Origin of the sequence: Croceicoccus gelatinilyticus, from assembly GCF_018398395.1 — a bacterium.
Taxonomy (GTDB): domain Bacteria; phylum Pseudomonadota; class Alphaproteobacteria; order Sphingomonadales; family Sphingomonadaceae; genus Croceicoccus; species Croceicoccus gelatinilyticus.
In genome coordinates this window covers 140,659-152,913 of sequence record NZ_JAHCBF010000004.1, presented here as the reverse complement: position 1 = coordinate 152,913, position 12,255 = coordinate 140,659, and the positions used below count along the sequence as shown (strand labels likewise).

Annotated in this window: 15 protein-coding genes; 10 read left to right on the top strand and 5 right to left on the bottom strand. The window is 63.4% G+C overall.

Translation table 11 applies throughout. The features are described from left to right. Positions 1–45 precede the first annotated feature (45 nt). Positions 46–588 carry a nuclear transport factor 2 family protein gene (locus KIH45_RS10155; protein WP_213175892.1) on the top strand — a complete coding sequence of 181 codons (543 nt, stop codon included), beginning with the start codon at positions 46–48 and terminating at the stop codon, positions 586–588. Here KIH45_RS10155 and KIH45_RS10150 read toward each other — a convergent pair whose 3' ends face one another. From KIH45_RS10150 to KIH45_RS10140, 3 genes are read right to left on the bottom strand one after another with little or no spacing between them, the layout of a single operon-like run. Continuing rightward, the gene (locus KIH45_RS10150) at positions 589–2,073 is read right to left on the bottom strand and encodes a class I adenylate-forming enzyme family protein (RefSeq protein WP_213175891.1); all 1,485 of its coding nucleotides are present in this window, start codon (positions 2,071–2,073) and stop codon (positions 589–591) included. It abuts the gene before it with no gap. After that, entirely contained in the window at positions 2,070–2,444 is a 375-nt protein-coding gene (locus tag KIH45_RS10145; protein WP_213175890.1) for a MaoC family dehydratase, read from the bottom strand. Before KIH45_RS10145 ends, KIH45_RS10150 begins: the two co-directional genes overlap by 4 nt. After that, the gene (locus KIH45_RS10140; protein WP_213175889.1) at positions 2,437–2,859 is read right to left on the bottom strand and encodes a hypothetical protein; all 423 of its coding nucleotides are present in this window, start codon (positions 2,857–2,859) and stop codon (positions 2,437–2,439) included. The genes KIH45_RS10145 and KIH45_RS10140 overlap by 8 nt, the downstream gene beginning before the upstream one ends. Before the next feature lie 107 nt (positions 2,860–2,966). Here KIH45_RS10140 and KIH45_RS10135 point away from each other — a divergent pair, with 107 nt between their 5' ends. Beyond that, on the top strand, positions 2,967–3,596 hold the full coding sequence (locus KIH45_RS10135) for a TetR/AcrR family transcriptional regulator (RefSeq protein WP_213175888.1): 630 nt from the start codon (positions 2,967–2,969) through the stop codon (positions 3,594–3,596). Positions 3,597–3,633: 37 nt separating this feature from the next. Here the strand turns inward: KIH45_RS10135 and KIH45_RS10130 are convergent, their stop codons facing one another. Further along, positions 3,634–5,862 (bottom strand): TonB-dependent receptor, encoded by a 2,229-nt coding sequence (locus tag KIH45_RS10130; protein ID WP_213175887.1) that lies wholly within the window; start codon positions 5,860–5,862, stop codon positions 3,634–3,636. Positions 5,863–6,034: 172 nt separating this feature from the next. Here KIH45_RS10130 and KIH45_RS10125 point away from each other — a divergent pair, with 172 nt between their 5' ends. Together KIH45_RS10125 and KIH45_RS10120 are read left to right on the top strand one after the other, a co-directional pair. Next, positions 6,035–6,784 carry a phosphatidylserine decarboxylase gene (locus tag KIH45_RS10125; RefSeq protein WP_213175886.1) on the top strand — a complete coding sequence of 250 codons (750 nt, stop codon included), beginning with the start codon at positions 6,035–6,037 and terminating at the stop codon, positions 6,782–6,784. Between the two features lie 20 nt (positions 6,785–6,804). After that, positions 6,805–7,608, top strand: coding sequence for a CDP-alcohol phosphatidyltransferase family protein (locus KIH45_RS10120; RefSeq protein WP_213176105.1), 804 nt, complete (start codon positions 6,805–6,807; stop codon positions 7,606–7,608). Here KIH45_RS10120 and KIH45_RS10115 read toward each other — a convergent pair. Further along, the gene (locus KIH45_RS10115) at positions 7,583–7,837 is read right to left on the bottom strand and encodes a hypothetical protein (protein WP_213175885.1); all 255 of its coding nucleotides are present in this window, start codon (positions 7,835–7,837) and stop codon (positions 7,583–7,585) included. The genes KIH45_RS10120 and KIH45_RS10115 overlap by 26 nt on opposite strands. 361 nt (positions 7,838–8,198) lie before the next feature. On the opposite strand from KIH45_RS10115, the gene rpsB reads away from it, so the two are divergent. The 6 genes from rpsB to pyrH all read left to right on the top strand — a co-directional run bounded on the left by rpsB (position 8,199) and on the right by pyrH (position 12,238). Further along, positions 8,199–8,951 carry a 30S ribosomal protein S2 gene (gene rpsB / locus KIH45_RS10110; protein WP_213175884.1) on the top strand — a complete coding sequence of 251 codons (753 nt, stop codon included), beginning with the start codon at positions 8,199–8,201 and terminating at the stop codon, positions 8,949–8,951. Between the two features lie 130 nt (positions 8,952–9,081). Then, positions 9,082–10,005, top strand: coding sequence for a translation elongation factor Ts (gene tsf / locus KIH45_RS10105; protein ID WP_213175883.1), 924 nt, complete (start codon positions 9,082–9,084; stop codon positions 10,003–10,005). 129 nt (positions 10,006–10,134) lie between these two features. Then, complete coding sequence (locus KIH45_RS10100; RefSeq protein WP_213175882.1) at positions 10,135–10,398, top strand: hypothetical protein; 264 nt, start codon at positions 10,135–10,137, stop codon at positions 10,396–10,398. 142 nt (positions 10,399–10,540) lie between these two features. After that, entirely contained in the window at positions 10,541–11,080 is a 540-nt protein-coding gene (locus KIH45_RS10095; protein ID WP_213175881.1) for a carboxymuconolactone decarboxylase family protein, read from the top strand. 49 nt (positions 11,081–11,129) lie between these two features. Then, positions 11,130–11,390 (top strand): hypothetical protein, encoded by a 261-nt coding sequence (locus tag KIH45_RS10090; RefSeq protein ID WP_213175880.1) that lies wholly within the window; start codon positions 11,130–11,132, stop codon positions 11,388–11,390. A gap of 116 nt (positions 11,391–11,506) precedes the next feature. Beyond that, the gene (pyrH, locus tag KIH45_RS10085) at positions 11,507–12,238 is read left to right on the top strand and encodes a UMP kinase (protein WP_213175879.1); all 732 of its coding nucleotides are present in this window, start codon (positions 11,507–11,509) and stop codon (positions 12,236–12,238) included. Positions 12,239–12,255 lie beyond the last annotated feature (17 nt).

The window sequence follows — 12,255 nt, the reverse complement described above, 5'->3', positions numbered from 1 at the left end:
CGGCCGGAAAAGCTCCGGTACGGTGCTGAAAAACGGGAGAAGAATGTGACTGAAGAGGGCCGTCTGGCCGCGCTCGAAGCGCGTATTGCCACCCTGGAAGACGAGCAGGCGATCGCCCGTGTGCTTGCCGACTATTCGCTCGCGCTGGACTGGCTCGACGATGCGACGCTCGACCGGGTGTTCTGGGACGATGCCGAAATCGACTACGGATTTTTCAAGGGCAGCGGGGCCGATTTCAAGCCGATCCTGATGGAGGTCGAGCGCAGCATGGGGCGGCGCTGGCATTTCACTTCCCAGCTGCGCACCGCCATCGACGGCAACACCGCGCGAGTGACTGGCTACAACCTGTCGCTAGCCACCGATGGCGTTGCAAGCACCGAGCGTTCGCGCCTCACCGGCTTTTTCGGATTCTACAACGACCGCATGGAGAAGCGTGACGGGCGCTGGGCCATCGCAGGGCGCAAGCACATCCTTGTCGCCGGTACCGACCTGCCCGACACCGCGATCACCGGCGACCTCTCGGCGCTCAACACCATCGGCGCGACGGGGACCGATCACCCCGACTTCGCCAGCCTGCCTATCGCCTGATCACGCGCCGGCCAGTTCCTCGAGCCGGTTTTCGAGGGCTGTCCGGTCGGCCTTGCCGCTGACGTTGAGGCCGAGGTCCCGCTCCTCCACGAAGATATAGCGGCGGGGTAGCTTGTAGCGCGCCAGTCGCGCTTCGAGCATGGTGCGGGCCTCGTCCTCGGTCATTCCCGATGCGACGAGGATCGCGACAGGAACCTCGCCCCAGCGCTCGTCGGCCTGCCTGACGACGACCGCCTGTTCGACGCGGGGGTCGGACAACAGCACCCGCTCGATTTCGGCCGGATAGATGTTCTCGCCGCCCGACTTGATCAGGTATTTCGACCGGCCCGCATATTCGAAGCGCCCGTCGAAACGCTGCGAAAACAGATCGCCCATGCGGAACCAGCCGTCGCGGAACGCCTCGGCATTGGCGGCGTCCGCATTCCAGTACCCGTCGAACAGGCAAGGCCCGCGCACAAGCGCTTCGCCGACGGTGCCGTGACCGCACGGCGCGCCGCTCTCGTCCGCAATGCGCAGTTCGTAAAGCGAACTGAGATCCTTCGAGAGGTCCGTGGTATCCGACCGCGTCCGGACCAGATTGCCCGACAGCGGGCCAAGGCCGGTCTCCGTCGCGCCGAAGCTGTTGAGGTAGGGCGCGCCAAGCGTCTCGATGGCCGCGGCCACTTCCGCCTCGGGGCACAGGTCCGCCATGCAGCCAACCGCCTTGATCGAACGCGGCGCGGTCTCGCCCGCCTTGATCGCATCGACCAGCGGCATGATCGTCGAGGGCACCAGCAGGAGCCAGCCGATGGGATGGCGCGCAAGGATGTCCGCGATGCGCTGCGGGTCGTAGCCGTCGATCACGAAGGCGCGCCCGCCAGCCATCAGCGTTGCCATCGTATGCTCGGTCCCGCCCATGTGGAACATCGGGGCCCAGGCGATGAAGCCGTCCGACTTCTCCAGCCCGAGGTCGAGCCGCAGCGTGCACATCCGCGCGATCTCGGCGCGCTGCGATATGACAGCGGCCTTGGGCAGCCCCGTCGTTCCGCTGGTATAGATGATGAGCCAGGGATCGTCGCTCTGCGCCTTGGCGGGCATCGGGTCGGCGTGCGGGACATCGGCCATCGGTATTGCGGGGCACGCAGGGGCGATGGCGCTGGCCACCTCGCGATAGCGTTCGGAAAAGAGCAGCAGTTTCGGTTCGACCAGCGAAACGCAGTGCTGCAATTCCTCCACCGACAAACGCCAGTTCTGGCACGCGGCAATCGCCCCGATGCGCGCGCAGGCCAGTTGCAGCAGCGTGTAGCGCATCGAATTCTCGGACAGGATCGCCACACGGTCGCCCCGCGCAACGCCCAGTGACGCCAGTCCGGCAGAGATCTCCCCGACCTGATCGACCAGCGCGCCATAGGACAGCTCGACCGACCCGTCGTCCAGCGCGATCGCGGCGGGATCGGCACAGGCGCGGGTCTCGATGAGCCCGAAGATCGTCGCGCCCGCCATCATGACGCTGGCTTTCCGGGCATGGTGAAATCCGCCTGCAGCACGACCTCGTCGCCGTTTCGCGTCAGGACCGCCGACCCGCCATTATCGGTCTGCTCGACAAGCGTCGCGGTCACGTCGTCGCCTGCCATCACGTTGCCGAGGAACCGCGCCGTGATCCGCGAAGGGGGGGTCCCGCCGCATTCCTGCGCAATGAGGTTCAGCACATAGGCAAGGTTCACCGGCCCCGGGTTCACCGTCCTGTTGCCGAACCCCAGCCGCCGCGCCGCCTCGGGGTCCGAATGGATCGGATTGGGATCATCCAGCAGGTCCGCCCAGAACACCATTTCGGATGCGGAAACGTCATCGAGCTTCCACGAAGGTCCTTCATCCATGATCGGCACTCCTCGGCATGATGATGTGGAGACGCACTCTGGCGCATTCGTCTTCGCCGCGTCCGATCGAGAACTCGACGAAGGCGTGCACCGCCTGCCCGAACCGGCGGCTGGGCTTCTCGATCCGCTCGGCAATGCGGGCGTCGACGCGGTAGGTCTCGTCCACCGGCATCGGGGCGAGATATTCGATGTCGCAGGAGGCAAGGACCGGCCCGTCAGCGATCGAACAGCCGCATAGCTCGCACAGCGTCTCGATCGAGGTGCCGGCCCCGCGCAGCGCCGCGACGAACGCGAAGATCGGATGCGCCTCGCTGCCCGAACGGGTGTCCGAGCGGCAACTGAGCCTTGTCCTGTCGTCGAGCACGGCATCGAGGCGGAATGTCCCCGATGCCAGCGTCATCGGAAATTGGCTCATTCAGCACGTCCCTTCCGGCATTGTTCCGCAGGCGAACTTGCCAATTTCGCACCGCGAATGAAATAAGGCGCTTTGACCTGTCCCGCTTCGGAGGCCACTTTCCACGCATGTCGACGCAGCCGTCGCCCGATACGACCAAGGATGGCCCTGCCTGGCGCAGGCGGAAGAACGACCGCCCGACCGAGATCATCGCGGCGGCGCGCGAGATGCTGGAAGCCAAGGGGCTGTCGGGCGTGTCGATGGCGCGCATCGCGGCCCGCGCCCACGTGTCCGAAGCGCTCGTCTATCGCTATTTCGAGAGCAAGCAGGCGCTGATCAACCAGGTCCTGACCGAGTGGGCCGAGCCTTTCATCACGAACCTGCTGGCGAGGCTGGAGGGCGCGACCACGGCGCAGGACCGGCTGGTCCTCATCGCCACGAGCTATTTGCGCGGCATGGACGATACGCCGCGCCTCCACCGCGTTTTTTATCAGGAACTGCGCTGGCAGGACTATGCCGGATCGCCGCTGCACAAGCTCAACCGCAAGTTCGCGAATACCGTCGTCGATGCGGTCGACGAAGGGATCGTGACAGGCGAACTTCGCGCCGACCTCGATGCGCCGATGGTGCGCGACATGCTGTTCGGCGGTTTGGAGCACGTGGCCATGCGTACCTCGCTTGCCGGCAGGCCAGTCGATGTCGAAGAACAGGCGCGCACGTTCGTGGAGACGCTGCTGACCGGTCTTGCTGCGAAATGAGGGCGCGCGCGCAGCCAGCGCACGCCCCGTCACGACCTCAGAAATCATACTGCAGCCTGACACCCATCTGGCGCGGCGGCGCATAGACCGGCGCATCCGCCTGATTGCCCAGCAGCGCGCTGGTGAAATAGGCCTCGTTCGTGATGTTCTTGCCATAGACGGCAAGGCGCAGCGGCCCGCCGCCGGGGCGATAGCCAAGCTGCGCGTTGACGGTGGTGTAGGGTCCGGTCTTCACGCGGCCAAGAAGGTCGAAGGCATAGGAGCTGGAATGGGCGACCGTCAGGTTGCCGTCCATCTCGCCCGAACCGAGCGTCCCTTCGTAGCTGAGCGCCAGCGAGCCGGCGAACTTGGCTGCCTTCAGCAAACGTTCGCCGCTGGCATCGAGCACGACCTGGCTCATACCGCCGGGCGTATTGGGAAGGGCAAAGGCGACGCCGTTTTCAAAGGTATCGTACTTCGCCTCGGGCAGCCATGAACCGACCGCGCGCAGGCTGAAGTCGTCGCTTAGATCGACCGTGAATTCGCCGTCGAGGCCATAGATCGTCGCATCGGCGGCATTGGCGAGGATCGTCGCGCTGCCGTCGAAGAACTGCACCTGCAGGTCGGTGTAGTCATAGTAGAACGCGGCGAGCGAGAACGAGAAGACGTCGAAATTGCCCTTCGCGCCGATCTCGTAGCTGGTGATCGTCTCGGGCGCGGCGAAGTTGTTTGACTGGCCGGTGGTGTCGAGCACCGCGCTTTTGAAGCCCTTCGAATATGTCGCATAGACGTTCCAGTCGGGCGTCACGTCGTAGCGGACCGAAAGTCGCGGCGTCCACGAATCCGAAATGACCGCGCCGGTCGTCGGGAAGTAGGGTACTGCATCGCCGATGCCGAACCGCTTTTCGCGGCTGTAACGAAGCCCGCCGATAAGGTGCAGGCTATCGCTGACGTCGAGGTTCACTTCGCCGAACGCGGCCCAGGCGCGGGTCTTGATCGTGGAATCGAATTCGACCGCATAAGTCTCGCTGGGGTCGACGCTGCCGTCGGCGCGCAGGAGCGGCTGGATGCCGTTGCCCATGAAGTGGCTGTCGCGGTAATAGAATGCGCCCGCCACGAAGCTGAAGGCGCCGAACTGTTCCGACGCGAAGGACAATTCCTGCTGGAATGTCTCTTCGGGATAGTCCTCGTCGTATAGGATGCAGGCGAAGACGGCCGTGCACTGCGGTGAATAGGCCGCGTCGATGTCGACCGTGATGCGGGCCTTGATGTCCTGCCACGCGGTGATCGAGGTAAGGGTGCCGACATCGTCGAGGTCGAGCGTGCCCTTCAGAGACAGCGCCTTGTGCTTGGTGCGCGTCGGGTTCCCACCGCGTTCAAGCTCGGTGGCGACGTGCCACGGTTCGGTCGGGACGACCGCGTCGGGATAGAACTGCGAGTTCGAGTTCCCGTCCAGCGGCTGGGTCGCCATCGCGGCGAAGTCGGTCCTGTCGCTCATCGATCCGCTGACGAGGAATTCTAGATTGTCGGCAGGCTGGATCAGGAACTTGAGGCCGAGGTTCCACTTGTCGACGCGCCCGGTGCGATTTCCTGTGCGGTCGTCGGTCAGATAGCCGTCGATGTATTCGTAAAAGCCCGAAAGGCTTGCCGCGACGACGTCGGGGACGAGCGGAGCCGAAACGAAACCCTTTACCGTCGTGTCGGTAGAGGTCTTCGCGCTTCCGCCGAAGAATAGCCCTTCGCTTACCTCGATCGATCCGGTCGTCGTGAAGCTGGGCTTCTTGGTGTGGATCACGACGGCGCCGGCGGTCGCGTTACGGCCGAACAGCGTGCCTTGCGGTCCTTTCAGCACTTCGAGCCGTTCGATGTCGGCAAGCTCGAATACGTTGGCGAGCTGGTTGGGCTGATAGACCCCGTCGACGTAGATCGCGACCGGCGAATCCGCACCTGCGATGGCGACGGTGGACTGGACGCCGCGGATCGTAGGGGCGGCGAACGCGCCCTGCGTGGTGAAAGTCAGGCCCGGCACGACATTGCCGAGATCGCGGATGTCGTCGACGCCAGCCTCGCTCAACTGCGCTCCGGTCTGTGCGGTAATGGCGAGAGGGACTTCCTCCAGCCTCTGCGCTCGGCGCTGTGCGGTGACGACGATGGCGTTCGTGTCGAGCGACTTGGCCTCTTCGTCACCTGCGTCCTGAGCCAGTGCGGGCATCGCCCAGATCAACGAAGTGCTCAGGAAAAGGCCTTTGGCAGCGCGCACGGATCCCTTCGAATTTTCCAGTTTCATTACATCCTCCCACTCTCTTTTGCGACTCTAATAAGGATGCCTTAATTAAAATGCAAACGCATTATCGTATCGCTTATCAGCGGTTCTATTGGACGTTCGTTGGAAGGCGAGCGGCGAGGGGGTTCGACCGAGTTGGCTTGCCGCGTGCAGCCCAGCCGCCTAGACAGCGGCGATGGCAGGAGAAATTCTCGACAATCGCGGACGCGGCGAGGCTGGCTGGAGCTGGCCCACGATCCATCCCGAAGGCCGCAAGTTCGGCCTGATTACGGCGGCTGCATCTTTCGGCTGCGCGATCATGGCCTGGGAGACGCTCGCCTGGCCGCTCGCCTTCCTGACGCTGGGTGTGCTGGCGTTCTTTCGCGATCCGCAGCGCATCGTGCCGCAGGACGAAAACGCCATCGTCGCGCCTGCCGACGGGCTCGTCACGCTGATCACGCAAGTGCCTCCGCCGCCCGAGCTGCAGATGGACGATGGCGGCGAGTCCCGCGGCATGTCTTCGGAACCAGTCACGCGCGTATCCATTTTCATGAGCGTGTTCGATGTTCACATCAATCGCTCGCCCATCGCGGGCACCGTTCGCCGGGTGGTCTATATTCCCGGCAAGTTCCTCAATGCCGATCTCGACAAGGCGAGTGAGGACAACGAGCGTCAGCACTTCCTCGTTGAACGGCAGGACGGCGTGCAGGTCGGCTTCACGCAGATCGCGGGACTGATCGCGCGGCGGATCGTTCCGTTCGTGAAACCCGGCGACATGGTCGGTGCTGGCCAGCGGGTCGGGCTGATCCGCTTCGGAAGCCGCGTCGACGTCTATCTTCCAGCAGGGACAGAACCGAAAGTGCTCAAGGGTCAAAAGACCGTCGCGGGTGAAACCGTGCTTGCCGAAGTCGGCGCAACACCGATGCTGGAAGGGGTTCGCCTGTGACGGAACTCGACGACGATCGCATGGCTGAACCCGGTGATGTGGGTCCGCGTGTCACGCACGGCGAACGCGCTGTTCCTGCGCGACGGTCTCGCGGGCTGACCATGCGCGCAGTCGTGCCCAACGCTATCACCGCAGCGGCGCTTTGCATCGGGCTTACCGGTATTCGTTTCGGCATGGCGGGTGACTGGGACCGCGCCGTGCTCGCCGTTCTGGTTGCAGGGACGCTCGATGGTATCGACGGGCGTATCGCACGCCTTCTGAAGGCGCAGAGCCGTTTCGGGGCAGAACTCGACAGTCTCGCAGACTCGCTCTCCTTCGGTGTCGCTCCGGCGCTTATCCTTTTCGCATGGTCGTTGCAGGATCTGCCGCGATTTGGCTGGTTTGCCGCGCTGGCGCTGGCCCTGTGCTGCATGTTGCGGCTTGCGCGCTTCAACGCGCAGATCGATGAAGAGGAACAGCCGCACAAGTCGGCCGGATTCCTCACCGGCATTCCCGCGCCTGTCGGCGCAGGCGTCGCGTTCCTGCCGCTCTATCTGTGGAAGGCGACCGAACTCGATCTCTTCCGCGATCCCTGGCTGGTGTTCCCGTGGGTGATCGTGACCGCGTTCCTGATGATCTCGAACCTTGCGACACTCAGCTGGACTTCGATCAAGCCGAGCCGGTCGGTCCGGCTCGAACTGATTGCCCTCGTCGGCCTGCTGGGCGCGTTCCTGTTCCTTGAGCCTTGGTGGACGCTGGTTGCAGTCTCGGTAATCTACCTGCTGCTGCTACCCGTCGGCGTGTTCCGTTACGCGAAGGTCAAGCGGCAGCGCGCAACGGCGTAGTAGCGGGAAGCGAGACCCGTCCAGTCGGGGCGAGGCGATAGACATTCGCCGGTGCGCGGACAGCCGGCTTTTCGCTTACTTCGGGAAAGACAAGCGGCTGGCGCAGGCGATCGTCGCCATCGCGCAGGACCGGGATCAGGTCGAACAATAGGCTTCCGACGAGCACGCAGCCACCCATGGCAGCGGCGACGAAGAAGAATGCGACCAGACCGGAAATGATGCCCGACATTGTATGACCCCCTTTTGTTCCACCGCCCGTTCCGCTAAAGGATGCGGGCGCCGATGGGAAAGCGACTCGGTTAAGTAGTCTTCCTGATTCGCTTTGTTCTCTTTCTGTTCTAATCTGTCAAGCGTGGAGCGGCTCTCGCACCGTAACATGGCCTTGTAGTACAGGCTTTGTGGCGCGGGGGTTTCCTTTTGCCATTACCCGCGCTAAGGGCGCCCGCGTCTGTGCCAAGAGATTCGGATTTTCCGATTCTTGGAGGTGCAGGCGAAATCCACATGGAAGGCACACATACCGGTGCCACGGTCGGGCCAAGCGCCGCCGCGGTCATCCGTCTTCCAGAGGCTCAACCGGAAAGGAAATGACTATGGCGTCCACTGGCGTCACGATGCAGCAATTGATCGAGGCCGGCGCACACTTCGGCCACCAGACCCACCGCTGGAACCCGCGCATGAAGCCGTACATCTTCGGCTCGCGCAACGGCGTGCACATCATCGACCTGTCGCAGACCGTCCCGCTGTTCCAGCGCGCGCTCGACTTCGTCTCGGCCACCACGCAGGCCGGCGGCAAGGTTCTCTTCGTCGGCACCAAGCGCCAGGCGCAGGATCCGATCCGCGAAGCCGCTCTTTCGTGCGGTCAGTACTTCGTGAACCACCGTTGGCTGGGCGGCATGCTCACCAACTGGCAGACCGTTTCGAAGTCGATCAAGAAGCTGAAGACCATTGAGGAGCAGCTGTCGGGCGACACTTCGGGCCTGACCAAGAAGGAAATCCTCGACATGACCCGCAAGCGGGACAAGCTCGAGCTTTCGCTTGGCGGTATCCGTGACATGGGCGGCATTCCGGACGTGATGTTCGTGATCGACGCCAACATGGAAGAGCTGGCCATCAAGGAAGCCAACACCCTTGGCATTCCGGTTGTCGCCGTGCTCGACACCAACGTCGATCCGTCGGGCATCGCTTTCCCGGTTCCGGGCAACGACGACGCTTCGCGCGCCGTTCGCCTGTACTGCGACGCGATCGCCGATGCTGCCCGTCAGGGCGGCAACAAGGGCGTGGCCGATTCGGGTGTCGACATGGGCGCCATGGAAGAGCCGGCTGCTGAAGAAGCAACCGCCTGAGGCCTTGAGGGCTTCTGACGGGGCCGGACGCACCGGATGCGTCACGACCCCGTCATGTTTTGCTGTTTCGTGCGCCGGGTCGCAGTTGCTGCCACCCGGCTGCACAACCAATTGAAAAAGGAACGACGCGATGGCTTACACCGCCGCTGACGTGAAGACCCTGCGCGAGAAGACCGGCGCGGGCATGATGGATTGCAAGAAGGCTCTGACCGAGACCGACGGCGACATGGAAGCCGCAGTCGACTTCCTGCGCGCCAAGGGCCTTGCTGCCGCTGCCAAGAAGTCCAGCCGCACCGCGGCAGAGGGCCTCGTCGGCGTGGCCGTCGAAGGCACCAAGGGCGTTGCCGTCGAAGTTAACTCGGAAACGGACTTCGTTGCCAAGAACGACCAGTTTCAGGACTTCGTGCGCAAGACGACCGAAGTTGCCCTTGGCGTTGACGGCGACGATGTCGAAGCGCTGAAGGCTGCTGCCTATCCGGGCGGCGGCACCGTTTCGGACAAGCTGACCGACAACGTCGCCACGATCGGTGAAAACCAGCAGGTTCGCCGCATGAAGACCATCTCGGTCGAACAGGGCGTCGTCGTCCCCTACATGCACAACGCTGCTGCTCCGAACCTCGGCAAGATCGGCGTTCTCGTCGCTCTCGAATCCGAAGCTGCGACCGACGTTCTCGAAACGCTTGGCAAGCAGCTTGCGATGCACATCGCTGCCGCTTTCCCGCAGGCGCTGACCGCTGACGGCCTCGACGCCGAAGTGATCGAGCGTGAGCGTGCGATCGCCCGCGAAAAGGCTGCCGAAAGCGGCAAGCCCGAAAACGTGCAGGAAAAGATGGTCGAGGGTGCCGTCAACAAGTACGCCAAGGAAAACGCACTGCTGTCGCAGGTCTTCGTCATGGACAACAAGACCCCGATCCAGCAGGTCGTCGACCAGGCCGGCAAGGATGCAGGCGCGAAGATCGTGCTGAAGGACTATGTCCGCTTCCAGCTCGGCGAAGGCATCGAGAAGGAAGAAAGCGACTTCGCAGCAGAAGTCGCAGCTGCCGTCGGCGGCTGATCCTTCCCGCCTTTCGCAGGCGAAAATTCGAATTGGGGCCGGGAGACCTGCGGGTTTCCCGGCCCTTTTTCTTTGCGTGCAGTGCGCGTATGATCAAGCTCAGGGTCGCGGTCGTTCGGGGGAACGATCATGAAGTGGCTCGTTCGGCTTTTCACCGCTGTCTATCTCGTCGCGCTCGGGCTCGATCTGGCTGCGACCGTGGGGTACATCGGCACGACCGGGGCTGGCGAGGAAACGCTCGCCAGCAGGTTTCTCTATTACATCGGCTTGCCGTGGAACATGTTCTTCGATCCGAAAACGACGACCGGATCGGTCGCGGCCATGCTGGTCCCGGCGATCAATGTCGGCATCCTCTGGCTGGCTGCGGACCTTATCGAGAGCCGTGAGGAATAGCTCTCAGTAAAAAACAAACATGATTGACTCTTTGGCGCTGCTGCGTAGCCTTGCCCGTCGAACGGAGCGGCGATGCGCCGCCCGATGAGAGGGCCCCGCCCGGAAGAGGCGCATAAGGCCCCCGCTTACCGGAGAGAGCATCATGCGAGTAGCACTCGACCCACAGCCCGATTCCCCGATTCCGAGCCTTGCGGCCCAGTATTCGCCCGAGATCATCAAGGCGGCGGACGGTTTCGCCATGTCGCCTTATCGATTTTCAAAACTGCCCCTGCGCATGTTCGAGGCGTGCCGGATTGCTACCGCCGTCATCAACGGCTGCGTCGTATGCAAGAACTGGCGCTCGGAACGCGACCTGCGCGCGATCGGGCTCGACGCCGGCGTTCTGGAACAGGACGAGCATCCCGACGAGGCGATGTACCAGGCCGTCCTGAACGGCGATCTTTCGGCGCTTTCCGATCGCGAACGGATCGCGGTCCGCTATTCGCAGCGCATGGGTCAGGACCCGCAGGGCCTTGCCAGTGACGAGGCGTTCTGGGCCGAGCTCAAGCAGCATCTTTCCGATGCCGAGATCGTCGAGCTGACTTATGCCACCGCTGCATGGATGGCGATGGGCCGCGTTGCCCACGTGCTCGGCGTCGACATGGCATGCAGCATCGGCGGCCCCCTTACCGAAGCGGCCTGATACCTGCTATGCCCCCGCCATCACGTTTGGTGGCGGGGGACTTGCTGCGATGAAGTGGCTCTTGGGTATCTATGTCGTGCTCTATCTCGCGGCGCTTGCACTGCTGATCATCGGTACGTTCGGCCTCTTCGGGCAGGAACAGGATCCGCTTGCAGGCGTGTTCCTTCTGCCGCTGGGCCTGCCGTGGAACCTCCTGCTTGACCGGATAGGTTTGGCAGGTCCGCTACCTATGGTGCTGGCCCCGCTGCTCAACATCGCGATCGTCTGGGGCCTGTGGCGCTGGGCGAAAGGGCGCCGCGCCGCGCAGTAGTCTGTGCGGCATAGCGCTGCGCCGATGAGGTGATTTCAGGCAAAGCGCGCTTGGCATTGGCGGCGCGCGACACTAAGGCATGGCGGCTCCTCACCAATTCGAGAACCGTTCCTGCCATGCTTCTTGCCGACACCAAGCGTATTCTCCTGAAACTTTCGGGCGAGGTGCTGATGGGCGATCAGCAGTTCGGCATCGATACCGACTTCGTCGCCAAGCTGGCCGAGGAAGTGAAGGCGGCGAAGGAAACGGGGCTCGAAATCTGTCTCGTCATCGGCGGCGGCAATATCTTCCGCGGCATGGCGGGCGCAGCGCAGGGCATGGACCGCGCACAGGCCGACTATATGGGCATGCTGGCGACCGTAATGAACGCGCTGGCCATGCAGGCCGCGCTCGAAAAGCTGGGCGTGGAAACGCGCGTGCAGTCGGCGATCCAGATGGATCAGGTCTGCGAGCCGGTGATCCGCCGCCGCGCCGAACGGCACCTTGAAAAGGGCCGCGTCGTGATCTTTGCAGCGGGCGTGGGCGCACCTTATTTCACCACCGATTCCGGCGCCGCGCTGCGTGCTGCCGAAATGAAGTGCGACGCCCTGTTCAAGGGCACCAGCGTCGACGGTGTCTATAACGCCGATCCCAAGAAGGATCCGACCGCGACGCGCTTCGAACACATCGATTACGACACTGTCCTTGCCGACAACCTCAAGGTCATGGACGCAAGCGCCGTGGCCTTGTGCCGCGACAACGACATCCCCATCGTCGTCTTCTCCATCCGCGAACGCGGCAATCTTGCCCGCGTTCTTTCCGGGGAAGGCACCCAGACCATCGTCCGGACCGAACTGCGCCGGGCCTGAAGCTTGAACTAGAGAGG